The organism is Pseudobutyrivibrio ruminis AD2017 (assembly GCF_000424305.1).
Taxonomy (GTDB): domain Bacteria; phylum Bacillota; class Clostridia; order Lachnospirales; family Lachnospiraceae; genus Pseudobutyrivibrio; species Pseudobutyrivibrio ruminis_B.
The window spans coordinates 181,213-203,159 of record NZ_AUJQ01000005.1 but is presented as its reverse complement, the minus strand read 5'-3'; the positions used below and the strand labels follow the sequence as shown (position 1 = coordinate 203,159).

Genomic DNA, 21,947 nt, shown 5'->3' with positions numbered 1-21,947 from the left:
GCATTCTCCTTTTGCTCTTTTGATGATTATGATACACTATTTGATAATAAATGACACTTATAAATTGAAGGGAATTAAGTTATGAATACTGTAACAGTAAAAAACGTAAATATAGGTGAAGGTATACCAAAGATTTGTGTTCCTATAGTAGCCACCACAAAGGATGAAATTATAGCATCAGCTAAGAAGCTAAAAGATGTTCCTTGCGATATAGTTGAATGGCGAGCTGATTGGTTTGATGATGTTTTTGAATTTGAAAAGGTAAAAGCTGTTCTAGAAGAATTACGTAACATTTTAGACAACACACCTATTTTATTTACTTTCCGTACAGCTACAGAAGGTGGGGAGAAATCTATCCATAAAGAAGCCTACGCAAGGCTTAGCAATGAGGTTATTGCTACAAAGCTCATCGACCTAATCGATGTGGAGCTTTTCACTGGTGATGACGTGGTAAAGGATATTCTTTTTAACGCCCATTCAAATGATATTAAAGTTATTGTGTCTAATCACGATTTTGAAAAAACTCCTGATAAGGATGAGATAATTAAGCGCCTTTGCAAAATGCAAGACCTTGGCGCTGATATTTTAAAAATAGCTGTTATGCCAAACAGCCAAAAGGATGTTATAACTCTCCTTTTTGCCACAGAAGAAATGGTAAGTAATTACGCCCACCAGCCAGTAGTTACCATGTCAATGGCATCAACTGGGCTTATAAGCAGATTAAGCGGGGAAGCCTTCGGCTCTGCAATTACATTTGGAGCTATTGAAAAAGCCTCTGCTCCTGGCCAGATAAACGCTAACGAACTAAACCAGGTGCTTAATATAATTCACAATTCAATAAAATAGGCATACTACAGATTTTTGGCTTTTGCTTTAATACGAGTCAAAGTATTATCTATAGATTTTTCTGTTTTTCCAAGCCTTAGGGCTATTTCTTTATAGTCCAAATCCTGCATATATAGGTCGAATACCTGATTTTCCATCTTGGAAAGAGCCTGCTTTAATCTGTCGATTAAATCCATGTTCTCTTCTGCTTCAATAACTATTTTGGCAGGATCATCAGCTAAATATATTGGTTCTTCCAGCTCCTCTCCGCCCTCATCATACAAGGAAACATAAGCATTCAGTGGTGAATGCTTTTTTCTATTGCTAGCCTCTATAGCCTTAATCATCTGCCTGTCAATACACATTTGGGCAAAATGGAAAAAGGTTACCTCAGAGGAGGTATCATAGTCACCTATAGCACTAAAAAGTCCAATCATTCCTTCTTGGATTAAATCTTCATTTTCTCCGCCAACAAGGAAATATTTCTTGGAATTTTTCAAAACCAATGGCTTATATTTTTCGCAAATAAAGTTAAGGATGGCTTGATCGCCATCCTGATACTTTTTTACTAATTCTTCATCTGAATAATCCAAATACTGTAAATTTGAATCCATAGAATCCTCTACTTAGCACTATTTATTCTTTGTCTAACAACCTCGTATGCTAAAACACCACATGCAACAGATGCGTTAAGTGAATCGATATCACCATACATAGGAATAGATGCTACCATGTCACAGTTCTTCTTTACTAAATCAGAAACACCATGGCCTTCGTTACCAATTACAAGACCAATAGAGCCAGTAAGATTAAGGTCGTACATTGTAGTGCCACCCATATCAGCGCATACAAACCACATGCCCTGCTCTTTAAGCTCTTCCATAGTCTTAGAAATGTTTGTAACCTTTGCAACTGGAGTATAGTTGATAGCTCCTGCCGATGCCTTTGCTACTGTAGCTGTAAGGCCAACTGCTCTGTGCTTTGGAATAACAACACCGTGAGCGCCAACCTGATTTGCAGTACGAATGATTGCACCAAGGTTATGTGGATCCTCGATATTGTCTAAGATAATAAGGAATGGAGCTTCACCCTTTTCCTTGGCACGAGCCATGATTTCATCAAGCTCAACATAATCGTAGCTTGCAGCATAAGCTAGAACGCCCTGATGCTTTCCTGTTTCTGAAAGCTGGTCTAAGCGTTCCTTCTTAACGAAGCTTATAACTGTATCCTTGCTCTTTTTAGCTTCTCTAAGAATTGTCTGGATTGGGCCGTCCTTGCAACCTTCCAAAACAAACAGCTTGTCAATTGTCTTTCCACTTCTGAAGGCCTCTAATACTGCATTACGACCTTCTACAATTCTACTTTCTTCCATTCTAAAACCTACGGCAGTTATCCAAGTATTTATACAGTATTCTATGCTAACAATAATTAGAATTCTTCATTCGACTTATGTCTCATTCAGAAATCTAATACATTGTTATCTGAATACTGTCCTGTAATTTATTGAAACTGCCTTACTCTTTCTAAATAAACTTACTATAGTTACTAATCCAAAATATCGAGACCTATCAGTTCGATTCCACGATTAACTAATTCGCATATACGGTCCATGTCGCCGGTTAGGTAGAGATATCCCATTACGGCTTCGAAGCCTGTGGCCTCCAGATAGTCCATGGTACTAGCGTTTTTGGCCTTGGTATGAGGCTTGGAATTGCGGCCTCGTCGATACCAATCCTTTTCCTCATCAGTAAGCTCGTCCATAAGCGCCAAAATCATGGCAGCCTGTGTCTGAGCCTTAACTACCTGGCTAGCTCTCTGGTGGAGCTTGTTTACAGGGGTGTTGCCCTTGTTTACAAGTATTGAGCGAATAACCAAATCATAGATAGAATCGCCAATGTACGCTAAGGTAAGTGGCGAATATGTACGAATATCCTTTGCCTCAATATTAAATTTGTCGTTCAAATATTCATTTAAACCAAATGCCATACTACTCCCTCACGAGTATCTTTGATTTCAACACCTTTGGCTAAAAGCTCATCACGGATTGCATCAGCTGTAGCAAAATCCTTTGCCTTCTTAGCTGCTGCACGGCGAGCGATAGCGTCGTTAATATATGCTTCAAGCTCAGCATCTACTGATGATGTAGCATCAGCAAGTGCCTTTGCATGACCAACTAAATCAAGTGAAAGCACCTTATCAAAGCTTTCTACTAAAGCAAGCTTTGTAGCGTCATTTGTGTCTGCCTTTAATGCATCATAAAGGATAGTCACAGCCATAGATGTGTTAAGGTCGTTAGAAACTGCCTCTAAGAACTTTGCTTCGTAATCAGCCTTAACTGTCTCATCAACTGCACCTTCAGCCTTAAGCTCTGCCACACGCTTAATAAGCTTGTTGTATGCCTGTGCTGCATTGTCCAAATTGTCGTAAGAAAATACAAGTGGCTTACGATAATGCGACTGTAAGCAGAAAAATCTATAAACTAGTGGGTCGTATCCCTTTTCCTGAAGAACAGAAACAGTAAGGATTGCGCCCTTTGACTTTGACATCTTACCTGACTGGTCGTTAAGATGGTTGCTGTGGAACCAGTACTTGCACCACTCATGGCCAAGGTAAGCCTCTGACTGTGCGATTTCATTTGTGTGATGTGGGAAGATATTATCTACACCACCGCAGTGAATATCAATGTATTCTCCTAAGTGCTTCATTGAAATACATGAGCACTCAATATGCCATCCTGGGTAACCAACCCCCCATGGGCTATCCCACTTAAGAGCCTGGTCTTCAAACTTAGACTTTGTAAACCAAAGGACAAAATCAGTCTTGTTCTTTTTGTTAACGTCCTCTTCTACATCATCACGAACACCTACTTCAAGTGCTTCCTTTTCGACTGATGATGAAAATACATAATAATCATCAAGCTTGCTAGTATCAAAATATACATTACCTCCAGCAACGTAAGCATAGCCCTTCTCAAGAAGAACCTCTACCATGTGAATAAACTCTGGTATACAGTTAGTTGCAGGCTCAACCACATCTGGGCGCTTATTTCCAACTGCATCAAAATCCTTGAAGAATGCATCTGTATAGAACTTTGCAATCTCCATAACTGTCTTGTGCTCACGCTTTGCGCCAGCAACCATCTTATCCTCACCTGTATCTGCATCTGAAGAAAGATGTCCTACATCAGTGATGTTCATAACACGCTTTACCTCGTAGCCTGCATATTCCAAAGACTTAAGTAAAACGTCCTGCATGATGTATGTACGGATATTTCCTATGTGTGCGAAATGATATACTGTAGGGCCGCATGTGTACATGCTAACCTTTCCCTCTTCTCTAGAGTGAAACTCCTCAACCTGTCTGTCTAAAGTATTGTAAAATGTAAATTTATTTGCCATTGTTATTCTCCATTCCTTTAGTCCGCATCTTATAGGGTTTTTAAATATATTATTCAACGACACGCTTGCGCTCTGCGAAAAACATATTTAAAAACCCTATAATCTGCTCACTTAATAACCTTATATAATTTATTTACGGGCGCAGCCGGGACAGCCTTCACAGCTACGGCCGCTATCAAATACTACGTTGCTACCGTCATAAAACTCGTAAAGCAAACAGACTGCCTGGGAGCTAATGCCCTCCTCGCGGCCTGTAAAGCCTAAGTGTTCCTCGGTAGTAGCCTTAATGTTAACCTGACTTACATCAATCCCAAGACACTTGGCTACGTTTTCTTCCATCTTTTCTATATAAGGGCGAAGCTTTGGAGCCTGGGCTATAACTGTAGCATCTACATTGCCTACCACATAACCTTCATCCATAACAAGCTCTCTAACCTGTTCCAAAAGCTTCATGGAATCAGCGCCCTTGTATTTAGGGTCTGTATCTGGGAAATGAGCCCCTATATCCTTTAATCCTGCTGCACCAAGCACAGCATCCGCTATTGCATGTAAAAGTACATCCGCATCAGAATGACCAAGTAACCCAAGTGTATGCTCAATCTTCACACCACCTATAATCAAATCTCGGCCTTCCACAAGCTTATGTACATCATAACCTGTACCTATTCTCATGCTGCCTCCTAATCTATATAAAACTAATTTATTGCCTATTAAACTACTGTATTATATCAAAAAATCCTCAAGTTTAATAGGGGCATTTTAATAGCGCCCCACCGGCACAGGTGGGGCGCTGCTTAGCGCTAATTATAAAACTAGCCGAGTATCTCTTCCATTTTATCCCAGTCGAAGAGCTTTAGGTACTTTTGCAAATCCTTGAACTTAGCTGCATCGGCGTCGGGGAGCTTGTATGACATTACCTCTTTAATTACCATTTCGGCGCCGTCGTAATCCATCTGTGATACAAGCTCTGCCAAGACTTCGTAGGCGCTTGATAGTTCGTCAGCATCAATAGGTGACTTAGCTGCATCAGAATCAGAAGCTTCCTCACCAGTCTTAACTCTTGAAAGGATTTCCTTAAAGCTTCTGTAGTCAGATAAAAGCTTAGGTGTATTGCTGTTGATGAAGGTTAAATCTTCCTTTTTGCCCGCTTCCTCTAGCTGCTCTGCTAAGGATGACAGCTCCATGGCACCTACTATTCTTGCAGAAGATTTAAGGGCATGAACCTTTACAGTGTATAGCCTGATATCATTATCATTTAAAGCCTTTTCTATAGTGTCTGCATTCATATCGATAGTATCGTAGAAATCAACTAAGCTATGCTCGTACACAGCAATTCCACCACTGTTTCTAATACCATCCTCCAGCACAATGGCATCTACTTCCTTAACCCACTGTAAGTACGCTGGCAATTCCTGAGGTTCGTTTTGAACCTGCTCACTTGCAGGCTTTTTGATAATTTTATTCCCAATATGCTTCATGATAGTAGCCTCAAGGAATTTACTATCAATAGGCTTTGCTATATAACCTAAGAAGCCGTTTGTTTTGTAGAACTGCTCAGCATCAGGCATAGCATTTGCAGTAAGGGCGTATACAGGAAGATTAGGATACAAGGCCTTTATCTTGCCCATTGTTTCAATACCGTCCATGCCCGGCATCAGGTGATCTAACAGCACTATATGGAACTTTTCTTTTTCAAGGATTGCTAGGCATTCTTCACCACTTGCTGCTGTTGTAATATTAATCTGAGTAGGCTTTAGCAATCCTTTGATTACATTTAGATTCATTGGATTGTCGTCTACTACAAGAATCCTTGCATTAGGTGCTATAAACTGTGGTGCGTAGAATCCAGGTGGAGCCTCCTCGATTCTCTCCTTAAATTTGCCAATAGGAGTAGGGTCAGTAATCTTTTGTTTGAAGGTAAATATAAACTCTGAACCTTCGCCGTATACACTTTCGCACCATAGCTTTCCGCCCATGAGCTCTGCAAATCTTCGTGAGATATCAAGTCCTAAGCCTGTACCTTGAATTCCGCTGTTCTTCTTTTCATCTAAGCGCTCATATGCAGTAAACAACTTCTCCAAATCCTCGGTTCTAACACCTATACCTGTATCTTTAACTGATATTCTAACATCGCAGATATCATCAACAATACTTTCAACCAAAACTGTTAGTGTAAAGCCACCCTTTTCAGTATATTTAACAGCATTAGTTAGAAGATTTAATACTATCTGCTTAACCTTGCCTCCATCGCCATATAGAACCTTTGGGACATTCTCATCAATGTTAACATCAAAGCTTAAATTCTTCTGCTCGCTTCTGACTCTAATCATGGTAATGATTGCACGAAGCTGGGTCTCAGGCTCGTAGTCCTGCTCAACCAAATGCATCTTGCCAGATTCAATCTTTGAAATATCAAGTATCTCATTTATAAGACTAAGAAGAGACTCAGCTGCTGTACGAATATCCATGGCATTATTAATAACACTCATAAGATATGGCCTTGGAACCCCTTCTGGATTCTCCCTGAGAATCATTTCGTCCATACCCATAATAGTGTTGATAGGGGTACGAATCTCATGAGAAATATTTGCAAGGAAACGGCTCTTAGCGCTGTTAGCACGCACTGCTTCATCCTTAGCCTGCTGAATCTCAATATACTGTCTACGAATAACGGTCCAGGTCATTACACGCCAAACAACAATACCTGCAAACAATGCAAGAAGAATTAAAAGAATAACTCTTACAACTGTAAGCTCGAAGAATGTTGGCTGCTTTACTATTTGATAGGTATCATCGCTAAGAACCTCGGATGTGGACTCATCCAAAACCTGGATGTGGAGTATGTAATTGCCATATCTCATACTGGTGAATTCCAGCATTGATATATCTTCCTTATGGACAGTAAAGCCCGAATCCACACTGTTTTCCAAATATACCCTGACAAGAGGATTGGTCATGGAATAATCCAGCACTGCTGGGGTAATCTGTATACGTGTTGTAGCTGCAGGGATAGTGTAGACTCCTTCTAAGTCAGGAGCGATGAAAACATCATCACAGGAAATACTAGTAACTCCAGTCTTAACATTAATATTCTTATTCATGTACTTATTGATATTGACTAAAGAAACCCCTGTCATTCCAGAAATATATAGATTACCATCCTCATCTATATCGCTGTACTCTGATAGAATAGGCATACTGGTAAGACCATTTGCAAGGGTAAACAGCTTGTAATCCTTAACATCATCCTTAAGCATTTCCTCTGCCTTAACCAGATAAATACCATTTGATGCCAATACCCACAAGCCATCATTATCGTCATAGAAAATATTATCGTTGTTATTATAAGGGAATGTGCTTACATGGGTAATTTTGCCATCCTTCATATATTCAATGCTGTTAGATGTGATTATCCAATAAAGCTGTCTCTTTTCGTCCCACTTGATTCTATTAATAACATCACTGGTAAGGCCATCTTCTTTTCCAATTTGGGTAATGTAATCACCCTTTACCACATAAATTCCATCGCCATCTGTGGCAATATAAACTTCACCCTCTTTGCCAGCCTGCAAATCTAAGAAAACTGTATTTTTGATACCAGAGCTGCTATCAATACTTTTTACCACCTTAAAGTCCTTAATAACAGCCATTCCACCATTGGTGGCAACTACGATTGTGCCATCCTCTGCTTCGTCTGTACATCTTACTTCGTTGCTAGGCAATCCTTCAGCTCTTGTAAACTCTACTATAGTTCCATCAGCCTTTTGACAAACTACCCCAAGCCTATTGGTAAAGGTAGAAATCCACAGATTACCATTTGAATCCTTTGCAACATCCCTAACCTTAGCGTCACCAATATATCTGGTTAAATCTGTTTCCACTAAAGTCGTTTTATCCTGTAAGAACAAAAGCCCTGTATTTGTTCCAACATACAATGAATCCTTGTAAATACATGTGGAATTAACTACAACATCATCTATTCCTGCTGATGCTGTTACATTTTTAAAATTATTTGCAACCAGCTTCATAACACCTTGGCGTGAAGAAGCAATCCAAATATTGCCTTGATAATCTGCTGTCATCATTTCGATGCCGCTATCAAGGGGCACATCCTCTATCACATTAAACCTGCCATCTGTATCAAGATATCCAAACTGGCTTTCAGATGCCACCCAGACTCTATTGCAGGCATACATAATCCACTTGATTGTATTTAATGGAGCTACAGAGATTTCCTCCATATCTGCCAATTCATCTCCGTAGGTTCCATAGTACAATCTGTCGGATTTGGTACCAATATAAACTTTTCCGTTATTTTGTCTGTCTGCGTAAATATTAGAAATGTCGCCCTCTCCCAATTCTCCCCATGCAAAATAAGAAGAAAGCTTACAATCATTTATAGAAAAGACAGCTCCTGTTTTAGTGTAGCCATAAATAGTGCCATCACTGCCAGAATCCATCCTTAAGATTCGTTCACTATTAATTCTGTCATCATCAAGCTTAAGCAGATTATCCTCTGTATCAACATAAGCTATTCCCTCAGTGGTACCTATAAAGACATTTCCTGCTTTATCCTCGGCAAATGTACGGATAGATGATGAAGGCAGCCCTATATCTGTAGTAAGATGAATAGGTTCTCTAAAAGTATTAAAATACACTACTCCATTATCATTTGTTCCTACCCATATTCTGCCTTGGGAGTCCTCAAAAAGCCCTCTGCCACTGGTTAACCCTTCTGTGTCAGTGAACCTGGCAAAGGAAGAGCCATCATATCTGATTATTCCACTGTATCCGCCAATCCAGATATAGCCATCTGAAGCTCCTAGAATGAAATTAGCCTCAGATGTAGGAAGCCCATTTTTGGCATCATAAATTTGAGCATAGTAGCCCATATTATCAAGCTGTTTCGTTGCAGCATAACCTCCGCCAATGTTTACTTTCCCCTCTATAGCTGTGGCTTCCTTAGCAAAGCTTGCATTAGCTGGCGAAACAGCAAATGCAAATATTAATGCAATAAGCGCACATACTCTACATCTGTTTTTTCCCATAGCAATTTATAAAAGAATTGTAAAACCCATTAACATTAATCTACTGATAAAGCTTCATTACCCCATAAAGAAAACCTTAAGCTTATTTAAAAGCTCATCCTTACCTATAGTTTTCAAAAAATATCCCTGTGGATTAAGAGCAAGAACAGCCATTACGCTTTCCTTATCATCTCTTCCTGTTAAGAACATTACAGGGATGTTCTTAGTGTCGTCATCAGCCCTAAGCATCTCAAGCACCTGTGGGCCATCAGTAACCGGCATCTCATAATCAAGCAGAATCAAATCCACAGTGTTGTTACTGCCCAGCCATTTGATGGCACGAAGTCCAGATGTAGCCATAGAAACCTTGTAAGAATCCTTTAGCCACTCACGAACAAGACTCATATAGTTTGGATCATCATCAACAATCAAAATACTTCGCTTTAGTTCATCTGACGCAGCCTGTTTATTAAAAATGTTTATACAGTCAATATAGTCATCATACACAAGTGGTCTTGATAGAATCTTATAAATCAATTGTGAAGGAATACTCGCTGCAACCTCATTAGTATCTACAGGGTCCCCTATAAGGACAATTTGTTTATCATCATCCTCCATTTTATCTACCAGGAATGTACGAATGTCATCAGTAAATCTGTCTTCCTTTTCCATGTAGAAGGTAACTAATTCTGTCTCCTCCCAGTGGTCATGAATATCATCTAAATTTAGGGTTACAAAAAATGCCTCGATATCCACATCCTTTAGCTTCTTTAAAAGAACTCTTATGATGAATGATTCTTTCGCCCCAATAATCATTATCTTGTTCTGTTCCATAGTATCCTCCAACCTGTTATTTGTCCTTTAGCAATTCTTCCATTTTGTCCCAGTTAAATGTTCGTAGAGCTTTTGCCAATTCGGTAAAGAGCTGTTCCTCTTCATCTGGCAATTTGTATTCCATTACATCATTTACAACCATTTCAACTGAATCAAAATCCATTTGAGGCACTAATTCCTTCAATGCCTCTATCGCCCCCATAAGTTCATCCTCTGGGATTGGTTCCTTGTTTGAATTATCAACAGAAGGATTAAATTTTGCTAGCCTATCAGCATAGCTTTTATATTCAGCCAGCATTTCTTGGAAATGGTCATTGATATAATTTACATCATTTTTCTTTCCTGCATCTTCCAGCCATTTTGCCTTTTCTGAAAGGTCGTGAGCACCGATGATTCTAGCTGAACTTTTCAGTGCGTGAACCTTTATAGTGAATAGCTTAATATCGCCTTCTGAAAAAGCTTTATTTAGAACTTCTGAGTTCTCTTCTATTGTATCGAAAAACAGCTTTAATGAAAATACAAAGCTCTCTGCGCCGCCACTATATTTGATGCCGTCATCAACATTGATTCCATCTACATCATTTAGCCATTCATAGCCATGCGGCAGCCTTATAAATTCTGCCACTGCATCCACATCAGAATCCATAACTGCATCATCAGGTAGATATAGACGAATAATGTTTTCAAGTGTCTGACCATCAACAGGCTTTGGCAAATATCCTGTGAAGCCCTTTGAAATATAGTATTCCTTTCCGTTTGCAATGTAGTTAGCTGTAAGTGCGATTACCGGAAGGTCTGGATATTTTTCTCTGATTCGTCTGCAGGTTTCCAAGCCATCCATTCCAGGCATCATGTGGTCAAGTAAAACCAAGTTGTACTGGCTTTCCTCCAGTTTCACCAAGCACTCCTCACCGGAATCCGCAGTAACAATGTACATCTTTGTGTTTGCCAACAAGCCTTTGATTACAGCCAGATTCATTGGATTGTCATCAACCACCAGAATGCTAATATCAGGAGCTACAAATCTAGGAATATATGGTCCCTTTTCAGTCTCCTCAACCTTTTCCTCAAAGAATCCGATTTCTGTTGGGTCTACAACAATCTGTCTTACTATAAATGTGAAGGTAGAGCCTTTGCCATACTCACTTTCGCAAGTAAGCTCACCATTCATCAAATCTGCAAAATGCTTTGAAATATCAAGTCCCAAACCTGTTCCCTGAATATTACTATTTTTCACCTCTTCAAGACTTTCAAATGCATTGAAAAGGTACTTCATATCCTCTTCCTTTATACCTTGGCCTGTGTCAGTTACTGAGTACTGAATTGTAACACTATCCTCATCCTTGCCAAGTACCTTTACCTTTAGGTCAAATCTGCCTTCATCTGTATATTTTAGGGCATTTGTCAAAAGATTAAGTACGATTTGCTTAACCTTTCCCATGTCGCCGAATAAGCGTCTTGGAAGAGTCTCATCGATATCAACATCAAATCGAATTTCCTTATCGTTACTTCTAACGCGAAGCATGTTAATAATGTCTCTTAAAAATTCTTCCACATCATATTCTTGCTCCACTAATCGCATTTTTCCCGATTCTATCTGCGATATATCAAGGACATCATTGATTAGCGATAAAAGTGATTCTGAAGCAAATTCTATATCCCTGGCATGCTTCATAATGTTGTTATAGTATGCTTCAGGAACAGCCTCATGCTCCTCCCTTAAAATCATTTCATTCATTCCCATGATAGTGTTGATTGGAGTACGGATTTCATGGGAAATATTAGATAAGAATCTGGATTTAGCTGTATTGGCCTTCTCTGCTGCAATCTTTGCATCCTGCAAATCATTCATGTTAAGAATTTCAGAGAAGTAAAGCTGCACTACCATGCCGACCATGGTAATGTTTGTAAGGGATAAGCCGTATAAAAAAAATTGTAGTACACATGCTATAAATGGAAGTACAGTAAAAAGAAGTAGAGGCACGTAAGTACGCCTACGAATCCTTTTTCTGTATTGAACATTAACGGAAAACTGGAGTGCTATCATAGATAGCGGGAATATATATGCTAATACAATAAATGGTCCTCTTTGATATCTGTTAGATGAATCAAACGTATAGTACCAACCTGTTATCTGCGAAATTCCAAGAAAAATTACGCCAAGTGTAAATAAAGTCTCTCCTATGGCAAAGCGTTTTGGAAGCTTAGCAAGGTGGACTTCATTTCGATATAATTCCATTAAATATTGATTAAATGCATGGGCCAGCGTTAAAGACAGTAGATATACCAAAAAATTGCATACTCGTACCATCCAATAGCCAGTTTGGCTTTCATCGCCGCGATATAGATAAGCGAATCTATCAGCAATCAAAAGTATCATCGCTGATATCTGCATGTATAGTAATGCTGCTTTTCTGCGCTTAGTTAGAGTTTTTGTTGATTGTGTAAGGATAATCAACACTCCACAAGCGCCACTAAAAAACAGCATTACGCTCAATTGAAATTGTTGCAAAAATTCCATCATAACTAATTACCCTTTTGTTTAATCCTTGTATTTTTCCATTACCTTACGTACTTCATCCTTAGCATCAATAAATACTTCTACACATTTAGGATCAAAATGTGTTCCAGCATCTTTTTGTAGAATTGCAAGGGCGTCCTCAAAAGGCATTGCGTCCTTATAAACTCTTTTTGATGACAATGCATCAAAAACATCTGCCACAGCCATTATTCTTGCTGAAAGAGGGATTACCTGTCCCTTTAAGCCCTCTGGATAGCCTGTTCCATCCCACTTTTCATGATGATAGCCTGCCATATTTCTGGCTTCCTTCAGATAGTTCTCACCTTGAACAACAGTTATAGCTCTTTCTATAATCTTTCTACCATCCTCCGCATGGGTCTTCATTATTGCAAATTCTTCATCAGTAAGCTTTCCAGGTTTATTCAAAATAGCATCAGGAATATTAATCTTTCCAATATCATGCAAAGGCGCTGATAACACAACGTCAGAGATATATTTAGGAGTGATTTTGTCTGCATAATAGCCCTTAGCCTTTAGTCCCTCCACAATTATTCTTACGTAATCTGCAGTCTTTTGGATGTGATGGCCGGTATCCTTGTCACGGTTTTCAACCATGTCTGCCATTGTAATAATAAGACCAGTTTGCATCTGGTTAATAGCTTTAGATTGGTATTTAAGATCAGTCATCTGTGTATACGAATCCTCTGCCATTTTACAGATTACGTTGTACAGATATTCAAGCTCATCGTTAGTCTTAATATTTATATACTTCATGTTTTCAACATTTTCTTTTAAGATATTTTCGTTGTTATCGATAGACATGAAGTTATTGGTACATGACGCAATCGCATTCATTGGGTATACTAGATAATATTTCGCAATCCATACACCAGTGTATAGAACGAAAATAAAATACCCAGAAAAAATCAGAACCACTCTTATAAGATACTGCTTCATCATATAAATGTTTTCTGCCCTGCTTGTACCTACAGTGTGGGTTACAAAATCCCAGAATATACTCAAGCTAATCCATACTAAAAGAAAAGTAATAATAAGTGCAGCTGTAAGCAATAATACTGTAATTCTCTTTTGCAAACGTCCGCTCTTTGGATTTGTGTTTGCGTGATCATTTAATTGTTGCTTGCTTATAGGTGTCTGCTTCCAGCAAAGATTATAAATATTGGCACAGGCTTCATCTGGCAATAAACCAACTACTCCTACTGCAACTAATACACATAAGCCTTTGTCAAAAATATCTAGCAATATATGCGATACAATGAAATTAAAATTATAGTTTGGTATAAAATTAGATGTTAAATAATCAGAGAAACGAGCCATTAGGCTAAATCGGGGACTTCCAAACAATATGATTTCAATGCTTGCCCCAATTATGCCACTTATCAAGGCGAAAACAAGCACTGTAACCATTACTGGAACTGGTCTGTCCTGTTTTTTCTTAGGAAGCCATGAGCCAGCAATGATTGCTATTAAGATGCTTATTATAGAAAAATATATGGTTGCTTGATTATAAAATCCACAAACAATATTTGTACATACTGCAACTATAAGAGCAGGTAAAACGCCAGCAACGCTAGCAACTCCTATAGTTCCAATAGTATCTAAATATAAAGGTAGTCCAAATAGATCAGTAATAAACCCCAATCCTACATTTACTACTACTCCCCCAAGAATACTAATTAATAGTATTCTCATATAATATTTTCTACCTTCAATCTTATTCATAAGCTTAACCCGTCAATATTTGTTGATTATATTCACATATCACGGTCAATATACCACATAAATATGAAAAAAGGGTGTTACGCTATTGAAGATAAAATTATATTGAAAATTTATTTTATTCTAATCCTGCCTTAGAATATTTGTGAGTTTCGCTTTCGCCCCACTGAATGCCTCCGTTTTCATAGGAGATTTCTGCAAGAACTATTTCACCGTTATTGATTTCCTTTACGCTCTTGTCTGTTTCAATGTAACCAAGCTCTCTAATGCCCTTAGAAACCTCAAATAAAATGACTTTGCCTTCTACAGAAACCAAAATATAGTTACCATCCTTGCCATGGATGTATGTACCTGATGCATAAGCATAATCATCTAATTTACGACTAACGGTAGCGCCGCCAACATTAAGCTCGTATGTAGAGGAACCATCGTCTGAAGTAGAATTCAAAAGACATACATCCTCAAGAGTGCCATCATTATTTACATCGAACTTCTCATTGAAGCCCTGAATTGATAAATCCTCTGTATAGAATCCTTCTGCTGGAAGGTAAGCTTCGTTAAAGTCTTCAAACTCAGAATAAGGAACTGTAAAGCTAACGATTCCGCCTGCATAAGGAGCTATATCATACTGCTGGAACATAAAGGTGATACCTGTGTGGTCAAGATAATTCTCCGGTAAAGTATCCCCTGAGAAATAATCTTCAATTACACTCTTATATGAGGTTACATCATCATCAAATAGTGTATCTCTTGCAATATCAGCAGAACCCTCTATTGTGCTAAAAATAAAGTCCTTTGATGTAGCTGCAATCTTGCTTTCGTCACCATAATTGCTTATTGAAAGCTGCTCACCTGTATTAACATCAAAGGTAAAGCCTTCTAACAATGAGCTGCCATGAGCACCACCACTATAGTATGATGTATCAATTACAAAGCTAAGGATATTCTCATCAGCACGAACTACTGAAACCGTTTGAGTCTCAGAATATTTCATAGGCTCATACTCAAGGCCTTCCTCGTCAGCATATTCTTTTTGCTCTTCATTCATCTGCTTTGCTTCGTCGTTCTGACTATCGACTCCTTCGTTGAAAAGAGTTACTCTGCCAGAGAATAAATCATCAATAGCCTTAGTTAAAGCTTCATGCTTTCCATCTGTTATCTGAATGCATTCTACGCTACCCTCAAAATAATCATATCCATCTGCCGAAACAGATGTAATGGCGTATTCAGGTACAGATACTTCTGCTTCCTCACTGTCAGTCTGAGTGTTAGAACCTTCTTCTTTTGTATTGTTAATGATTTTATCTTTATTATCTGATTCTCCGTTTTTACCGCAACCAATGCAGGCTGCAAGTGCCATTGTTAAAGCTAGTGCAATTGCTATTCTTTTTTTCATTACATAACCTCCAAAAAAATAAAACAATTTAAATTCATTTTTCAGTATACATAAACTCCGTACTATTTCAAGTAGTACAGTAAAGATTTTAGAATTCTTTACAATTTCTTAAGAATCATAAGAATTACATTTTCCTAAAAAAGATCAGGATTCCCGAGCTATAGGGAATCCTGATGAAAGGAGGATTTATTATAACAAATAAGAAAATAAGCTATTTAACAACCAGTCGTTTTGCGCCCTCCGCAGCAAGTGCACTTCTTACAGTTTCACTTTCCTCAAAGGTAATCTGTGCACAAAGGGTTGAGCCCTTCATTCTTTCTGCAGCAAAGGTAAGACCATTATTCTTTCTGTCTAGCTTTGGTGAATCTATCTGATCTGGATCACCTAAAAGCACTACCTTTGAGCCCTTACCTGCACGGGTGATAATTTCAAGAATCTGACCTATAGTACAGTTCTGCGCTTCATCAACTATGATGAATGAATTAACTAATGAACGTCCTCTCATGTAAGCAAGTGAACAGATTTCAATGATACCTGTTTCAAACATATCCTCAATCTGCATTTTTATCTGTTCTTTTTCCTCGTTCTGTCCCTTTAAAAGAACCTGCAGGTTATCCATAAATGGCGCGATAAGAGGAGTCATCTTTTCTTCCAAATCGCCTGGTAAAAATCCTAAGTCGTTATCTGAAAGTGTATTACTTCTTGTAATCATAATTCTATCAAAGCCATTGTGATAATAGCCCTGTAAACCAGCGGCTAATGCCAAGAAGGTTTTGGCTGTACCTGCACTACCCTTTAAAATAACCAGTGGTAATTCATCTGGGCTGGCCAAAAGAGCATATAAAGCAAATCTTTGACCTACGTTTCTTGGCTGACAATATGGTGTGTAATAATCTCTATCCTTAAGCAAATGCCAACCATCAGTCTTAAATGTATAGAGTGCAGAATTACTTCCCTCTTTGCAAATACCAAATTCGTTTTCAATAAAGCCCTTGTTAAATGGACTTTCTATATCCTCAGGCGTTATATCAATTCTGCCTGAATAGTTTTCATTATCAAGAATCATTTCATTGTGATAGCCCTGAACAACACAGCCACACATTGTGGCATTGATTCTCATAGAAATATCATTTGTTACAAGTATTGTTTCAAGTTCAGATTTCTTTGAAATTCCTAGCACACAATTAATTATTCTATTGTCAGGCCTATCAAGTGTGAACTCTGCTGGAATCAGCTTTTCATACTCAGATTCTTTTTCGATTATAAAGGTACCACCATTTGGCATCGTAACCCCGTTGGCATAATCACCTTCAACAGATTCAATATTTCGAATACTCTCTCTGGCGCCATAGCCCACCTCCGCATAGGCTGTTTTCTTTGAATCAAGCTCCTGCAGAGTAGTGGTTGTGATAATAACATTATTATCATCAAAACCGAAAAGCGCTGTAGGACAATGAATCAAAATGTTAGTGTCTAGTACGTAGTTTTTCTTCATATGGGTCACGCTCCTTTATTAACTTTGATACTATAATTTTACCCTAACCGAGCTTTAAGTTCTACAATATTTTGTATATTTATATGTATATTGTGTGAATTCAATACCCTATATTGTTATATTGTCTAACGTTTTGAAAATACCACTAAAAAAAGGCCCGAAGGCCTTTTTCAATCATTATTAAATAGCTCTACCTCAGACATAAATGGGATGGACTGAGCTGCTCCTGGTTTAGTAACTGTAAGAGCTGCTGCTTTAGAAGCAGTAAGTAATATTTCCCGCATCGGCTGCTTTCTACATAACCCTGCTACAAAATATCCCGTGAAAGTATCTCCTGCCGCTGTGGTGTCCACAGCCTTAACAGAAAATGCTGGCTGATATAATTCCTCGTCTCCATGATGATATATGCAGCCCCCTTCACCAAGTGTTAGCATTATTCTGGCATTTGAAAAGAATGCATCTAACGCTGCCACTATTGTTGCTGGTGTTGTCATTCCTGTCATCTGCTGCCCTTCGGTTTCATTTAAAACGAATACAGAAACCTTGCCCAAATCGCACTCTTCTAGTCTGTCATCATAAGGTGATGGGTTAAAGACGATGGTCATGCCCTTGGCAAATGCCTGATCTATTATGTATGGCAATTCATTTATTTCGTTTTGCAGTAAAATGATATCCCCAGTATCAAAATTCTTAAGGACCTCATCAACATATTCCTTTGAGTTCTTCAGATTAGCTCCGCCAAAAAGCACTATACTGTTCTGGCCATTATCATCCACCTGAATAACTGTATGACCACATCTACCTGTAACTGTTTTAATGTAGTCAGTTTTGATGCCGAAGGTTTCACAGGCATCATAAAACTCTAGCCCCTCTTCACCAACCAAGCCTGCATGATAGCATGAAATCCCTGCTCTGGCTAAGGCAACAGATTGATTGAAGCCCTTGCCGCCAAGATTCATGCTAACGTCATTTGCTAAGATTGTCTCACCCTCTCTAACGATGTGAGATACCTTATAGGTGTAATCTAAGTTAAGAGAACCAAAGTTTAATACCTTCATAAGCACCCCCGTTTATAAAGATTCTTAAATATGTCCTACAAGCAATAAACCAGCCAATCCGTAATATGTAATAACTGCAACTAAATCGTTAACAGTAGTGATAAGTGGACCAGAAGCTACAGCTGGGTCAACTTTAATCTTGTGGAAGAAAATTGGAATAATGGTTCCAATGAAGCTTGATACTATCATAGCAATAAAAAGTGAAAATCCTACGATTCCTGAAACCTTAAATGCGGCTACCCAAATGTACCCCTTCATTGCATGCAAATAAAGTGCTACAAAAAACAAGGCAAGTACACCTAAAATGAAACCGTTTGTTCCACCAACACGCATTTCCTTAAGAACGAATTTAGCCTTTTCGATTCCTGATATTTCCTCATCCATAAGTACTCGAATGGTAACAGCCAGTGACTGTGTTCCAACGTTACCAGCCATATCAAGAATAAGTGACTGGAACACTACAACGATAGCTACTGATGCTACAACCTTATCGAAAATGCCGATTACTGAACTGGTTACAAGTCCAAGTCCAAGAAGAAGCAACAGCCAAGGAATACGCTTTCTTATACTTTCAGGTAAGCTTTCGTTCAAATCCTCTTCTGCTGTCAAACCAGCCAACTTAGCATAGTCTTCACCCATCTCATCATCAACGGCTTCGATGATATCCTGAGATGTAATAACACCGATGATTTCTTCGTTAGGATTAAGAACTGGAATTGAATCCTCTGCGTAGTCCTTTAAATCTTCGATAGTGTCTGAAATAAGGGCATCAGCCTTAACACTAGGATAGCTGTGACTGATAATGTCATCAAGTGGTGTGTAATCACGAGCAAGAATTAAATCTCTAAGCTCGATAGCACCATAGTATTTATTTTCTGTGTCTTCGACGTAAATGGTGTTGATATTATCATTATCCTTTGATTGTGAAATCAAAGAACGCATAGCCTGCTTTACTGTATAGTTAGACTTGATTACGATGAAATTGGTAGTCATCATGCTACCTACTTCATCCTCATCATAGGAATTGATAAGACGTACATCAGCAGATGCATCCTTATCCATCAAAGCAATTAACTGCTCTCTTTGTTCCTCGTCTTCAATGTCCTCCAAAGCATCAACCGCATCATCAGCATCCATGTTCTCTAAGACATCAGCTGCCTGCTCTGGTGTAATTTCAGCTAAATATTCACCTACATCCTCAATATAAGGGAAAATTTCTGATAGACGCTCGGCACCTAGAATTCCGAACAGTCTTCTACGATCCTCTGTATCCAAGTCCTCGTAGGCTTCGGCAATATCATTCTCATGATAATCGTCAAGAGCCTCCATTAAAGCCTCGGCACCTAGATTAGAGCGTAGCAAATCGATAATCTCTTGGATTTTGTTATCCTCTAAAATCTCTTTTGTTTCCATGTTTTTACCCTGCTATAAAAAAAGAATGTCATGTTAAGACGATGACATTCTCTAGCGCACATGAAAACTAAGCTCTTTATACTAAAAGAACAGCTACATATCCGTATGAAAATGCCTCGTCGCAGCATAATCGCCCATGACTGTCTGATTTGTCCATAGCTGTTCTCCTTTCTTTAATCTTTAATTTGAAATTAATTGTTCGAATTGTATATGAAATATACCATAGAAACCATAACACAAAAAACGCCATTTTGTAAACCCTATTTGGCAAATTAACCCTAGATTTACAAATATTTTTTCTGTTCTGTGAAGCCTCTACCTTTTACCTCTGAAACGCGGCTTACAATAATAAATGCCTCTGGGTCAATTTCGTGAACCAGCTTCTCTGTTTTGGCTAATTCTCTAGTGGAAACAATAGAAAGATTTATCTCTGTATCCTTTCCAAGATAGCCTGTTCGGCCGTACATAACTGTAACACCTCTATCAATATCCTGAAGAATTGCTCTTCTGATTTCTTCACTCTTCTTACTTACAACCTTTATCTGAGTCTTTGCCTTACCAAGTATCAGCATTCTATCTAATACATTAGTATAAATAATGACCATCAAAATGCCATAAAGCACTAAATTCTGCTTGGCAAATAATGCCTGTAAAACAAGTATGCATATATCAAATGCCCACATCATACCTGATATTGGAGTTCCAAAGAATTTATTGAGTACGATAGGTGGTATGTCCATTCCACCTGTAGATGCACCAGTACGAATAACAATTCCCAAGCTAGCTCCAATAATAATTCCACCAAAAACTGTACAAAGCACTATATCGTCTGTTGGTGGGAACCTAACTGCAAGAAGCTCGGCTATATGTAATTCTACTGGGAAACAAAATGTTGAGAGTAATGTGTTGGCTGCAAAGCGGCGACCCATGATGCGCCAGCCAACAAAAAATAGAACTGTATTTATAACAAATGTAACATGTACGGTCTTAAAACCAAACATACGGTGGAAGAACAAAGCCAGACCTGTTCCACCGCCAGTAATGAGTCCTGACGGCTCTATAAAGAACGCAACAGCAAGTGCGTATGCAAAATTTCCTAAAATAACTATTAATGCTGTCTTTATTATCTGCTTCATTATTCCACCCACTTATATATCTTATTTATCGTTCATCTTTGCAAGCTTAGCAGCCTGATCTGCTGCAATAAGGGCATCAAGAATTTCCTGAATATCACCATTCATAATCTTATCAAGCTTGTAAAGTGTAAGGTTGATTCTGTGATCTGTAACACGTCCCTGTGGGAAGTTGTATGTACGAATCTTTTCAGCTCTGTCGCCAGTACCAATCTGTGAACGACGCTCAGCTGCTTCAGCATCCTGCTGCTTCTGAAGCTCTAAATCGTATAACTTTGCACGTAAGAGTGCGAAAGCCTTTTCCTTATTCTGAAGCTGTGACTTTTCAGTCTGGCTGTAGATAACAATACCTGTTGGGTAGTGAGTAAGACGAACAGCTGAATCTGTTGTGTTGACACACTGACCACCGTTACCAGAAGCACGCATAACGTCGATACGAATATCCTTTTCATCAATCTGAACATCTACTTCCTCTGCCTCAGGCATTACTGCTACTGAACATGTAGATGTCTGGATACGTCCCTGAGATTCTGTCTCTGGAACACGCTGTACACGGTGTACACCAGATTCGTATTTAAGGATTGAGTAAGCCCCTGTTCCCTTAACCATGAATTCGATGTTCTTCATACCACCGATACCTGTTTCATCTGCTTCAAGAAGCTCAACCTTCCATCCACGTGATTCAACGTAATGTACGTACATACGATAGATTTCAGCTGCAAAAAGTGCTGCCTCTTCACCACCTGCACCTGCACGGATTTCTACGATAACGTTCTTGTCATCATTAGGGTCTTTTGGAAGAAGTAAAATCTTAAGCTCCTGCTCAAGTCTTTCAACCTCTGCCTTTGACTCGTTTAATTCTTCCTTAGCAAGCTCCTTCATTTCTTCATCTGACTCTTCCTCAAGAAGGGCAAGTGAATCTTCGATGTTCTGCTTGTGAGCGCTGTACTGTTTGTATGCTTCAACGATAGGTGCAAGCTCAGCCTGCTCCTTCATAAGGCTTCTGAATCTAGCATTATCATTAGCCACATCTGGCTCTGATAAAAGGTTCATAACCTCTTCATATCTCAATACTAAATCTTCTAATCTATCAAACATAATAACCTC

At 38.7% G+C, this 21,947-nt stretch carries 16 protein-coding genes; 1 reads left to right on the top strand and 15 read right to left on the bottom strand.

The annotated features are described in order from the left end of the window. Positions 1–81 precede the first annotated feature (81 nt). Positions 82–846, top strand: coding sequence for a type I 3-dehydroquinate dehydratase (gene aroD, locus G611_RS0104495; protein WP_028242614.1), 765 nt, complete (start codon positions 82–84; stop codon positions 844–846). A 5-nt stretch (positions 847–851) separates the two neighbouring features. Here the strand turns inward: aroD and G611_RS0104490 are convergent, their stop codons facing one another. The 15 genes from G611_RS0104490 to prfA form a co-directional block, all read right to left on the bottom strand. Continuing rightward, positions 852–1,439 carry a sigma-70 family RNA polymerase sigma factor gene (locus G611_RS0104490; protein WP_028242613.1) on the bottom strand — a complete coding sequence of 196 codons (588 nt, stop codon included), beginning with the start codon at positions 1,437–1,439 and terminating at the stop codon, positions 852–854. A gap of 8 nt (positions 1,440–1,447) precedes the next feature. Continuing rightward, positions 1,448–2,197, bottom strand: coding sequence for a 23S rRNA (guanosine(2251)-2'-O)-methyltransferase RlmB (gene rlmB / locus G611_RS0104485; RefSeq protein WP_028242612.1), 750 nt, complete (start codon positions 2,195–2,197; stop codon positions 1,448–1,450). Between the two features lie 173 nt (positions 2,198–2,370). Then, positions 2,371–2,811, bottom strand: a complete 441-nt coding sequence (locus G611_RS0104480) for a Mini-ribonuclease 3 (protein WP_028242611.1) — start codon at positions 2,809–2,811, stop codon at positions 2,371–2,373. Further along, the gene (gene cysS / locus G611_RS0104475; protein WP_028242610.1) at positions 2,796–4,223 is read right to left on the bottom strand and encodes a cysteine--tRNA ligase; all 1,428 of its coding nucleotides are present in this window, start codon (positions 4,221–4,223) and stop codon (positions 2,796–2,798) included. Before cysS ends, G611_RS0104480 begins: the two co-directional genes overlap by 16 nt. Positions 4,224–4,352: 129 nt before the next feature. Beyond that, the gene (gene ispF, locus G611_RS0104470) at positions 4,353–4,895 is read right to left on the bottom strand and encodes a 2-C-methyl-D-erythritol 2,4-cyclodiphosphate synthase (protein WP_028242609.1); all 543 of its coding nucleotides are present in this window, start codon (positions 4,893–4,895) and stop codon (positions 4,353–4,355) included. Positions 4,896–5,035: 140 nt separating this feature from the next. Further along, positions 5,036–9,271, bottom strand: a complete 4,236-nt coding sequence (locus tag G611_RS13865; protein ID WP_051195062.1) for an ATP-binding protein — start codon at positions 9,269–9,271, stop codon at positions 5,036–5,038. Positions 9,272–9,328: 57 nt separating this feature from the next. Then, complete coding sequence (locus G611_RS15175; protein ID WP_051195061.1) at positions 9,329–10,084, bottom strand: response regulator; 756 nt, start codon at positions 10,082–10,084, stop codon at positions 9,329–9,331. A gap of 16 nt (positions 10,085–10,100) precedes the next feature. After that, a complete protein-coding gene (locus G611_RS13855; protein ID WP_207636286.1) occupies positions 10,101–12,464 on the bottom strand; it encodes a response regulator in 2,364 nt (787 codons plus the stop codon). A gap of 162 nt (positions 12,465–12,626) precedes the next feature. Continuing rightward, a complete protein-coding gene (locus G611_RS15170; RefSeq protein ID WP_051195059.1) occupies positions 12,627–14,348 on the bottom strand; it encodes an HD-GYP domain-containing protein in 1,722 nt (573 codons plus the stop codon). Positions 14,349–14,463: 115 nt separating this feature from the next. Further along, entirely contained in the window at positions 14,464–15,741 is a 1,278-nt protein-coding gene (locus G611_RS0104445) for a DUF3298 and DUF4163 domain-containing protein (protein ID WP_028242608.1), read from the bottom strand. A 211-nt stretch (positions 15,742–15,952) separates the two neighbouring features. Next, positions 15,953–17,236, bottom strand: coding sequence for a PhoH family protein (locus tag G611_RS0104440; RefSeq protein WP_028242607.1), 1,284 nt, complete (start codon positions 17,234–17,236; stop codon positions 15,953–15,955). 170 nt (positions 17,237–17,406) lie between these two features. Then, positions 17,407–18,294, bottom strand: coding sequence for a ribokinase (locus tag G611_RS0104435; RefSeq protein WP_028242606.1), 888 nt, complete (start codon positions 18,292–18,294; stop codon positions 17,407–17,409). A gap of 24 nt (positions 18,295–18,318) precedes the next feature. Then, a complete protein-coding gene (gene mgtE, locus G611_RS0104430; protein ID WP_028242605.1) occupies positions 18,319–19,707 on the bottom strand; it encodes a magnesium transporter in 1,389 nt (462 codons plus the stop codon). 284 nt (positions 19,708–19,991) lie between these two features. Continuing rightward, entirely contained in the window at positions 19,992–20,843 is an 852-nt protein-coding gene (locus G611_RS0104420) for a YitT family protein (protein ID WP_028242604.1), read from the bottom strand. A gap of 21 nt (positions 20,844–20,864) precedes the next feature. Continuing rightward, positions 20,865–21,938: a peptide chain release factor 1 gene (prfA, locus tag G611_RS0104415; RefSeq protein ID WP_028242603.1), complete on the bottom strand. Its 1,074-nt coding sequence runs from the start codon at positions 21,936–21,938 to the stop codon at positions 20,865–20,867. Positions 21,939–21,947 lie beyond the last annotated feature (9 nt).

What these genes read in the sequence shown, in the direction of transcription:
- aroD (WP_028242614.1), top strand. Translation starts at nt 82, where the DNA reads ATGAATACTGTAACAGTAAAAAACGTAAATATAGGTGAAGGTATACCA.
- G611_RS0104490 (WP_028242613.1), bottom strand. Translation starts at nt 1,439, where the DNA reads ATGGATTCAAATTTACAGTATTTGGATTATTCAGATGAAGAATTAGTA.
- rlmB (WP_028242612.1), bottom strand. Translation starts at nt 2,197, where the DNA reads ATGGAAGAAAGTAGAATTGTAGAAGGTCGTAATGCAGTATTAGAGGCC.
- G611_RS0104480 (WP_028242611.1), bottom strand. Translation starts at nt 2,811, where the DNA reads ATGGCATTTGGTTTAAATGAATATTTGAACGACAAATTTAATATTGAG.
- cysS (WP_028242610.1), bottom strand. Translation starts at nt 4,223, where the DNA reads ATGGCAAATAAATTTACATTTTACAATACTTTAGACAGACAGGTTGAG.
- ispF (WP_028242609.1), bottom strand. Translation starts at nt 4,895, where the DNA reads ATGAGAATAGGTACAGGTTATGATGTACATAAGCTTGTGGAAGGCCGA.
- G611_RS13865 (WP_051195062.1), bottom strand. Translation starts at nt 9,271, where the DNA reads ATGGGAAAAAACAGATGTAGAGTATGTGCGCTTATTGCATTAATATTT.
- G611_RS15175 (WP_051195061.1), bottom strand. Translation starts at nt 10,084, where the DNA reads ATGGAACAGAACAAGATAATGATTATTGGGGCGAAAGAATCATTCATC.
- G611_RS13855 (WP_207636286.1), bottom strand. Translation starts at nt 12,464, where the DNA reads ATGATACTTTTGATTGCTGATAGATTCGCTTATCTATATCGCGGCGAT.
- G611_RS15170 (WP_051195059.1), bottom strand. Translation starts at nt 14,348, where the DNA reads ATGAATAAGATTGAAGGTAGAAAATATTATATGAGAATACTATTAATT.
- G611_RS0104445 (WP_028242608.1), bottom strand. Translation starts at nt 15,741, where the DNA reads ATGAAAAAAAGAATAGCAATTGCACTAGCTTTAACAATGGCACTTGCA.
- G611_RS0104440 (WP_028242607.1), bottom strand. Translation starts at nt 17,236, where the DNA reads ATGAAGAAAAACTACGTACTAGACACTAACATTTTGATTCATTGTCCT.
- G611_RS0104435 (WP_028242606.1), bottom strand. Translation starts at nt 18,294, where the DNA reads ATGAAGGTATTAAACTTTGGTTCTCTTAACTTAGATTACACCTATAAG.
- mgtE (WP_028242605.1), bottom strand. Translation starts at nt 19,707, where the DNA reads ATGGAAACAAAAGAGATTTTAGAGGATAACAAAATCCAAGAGATTATC.
- G611_RS0104420 (WP_028242604.1), bottom strand. Translation starts at nt 20,843, where the DNA reads ATGAAGCAGATAATAAAGACAGCATTAATAGTTATTTTAGGAAATTTT.
- prfA (WP_028242603.1), bottom strand. Translation starts at nt 21,938, where the DNA reads ATGTTTGATAGATTAGAAGATTTAGTATTGAGATATGAAGAGGTTATG.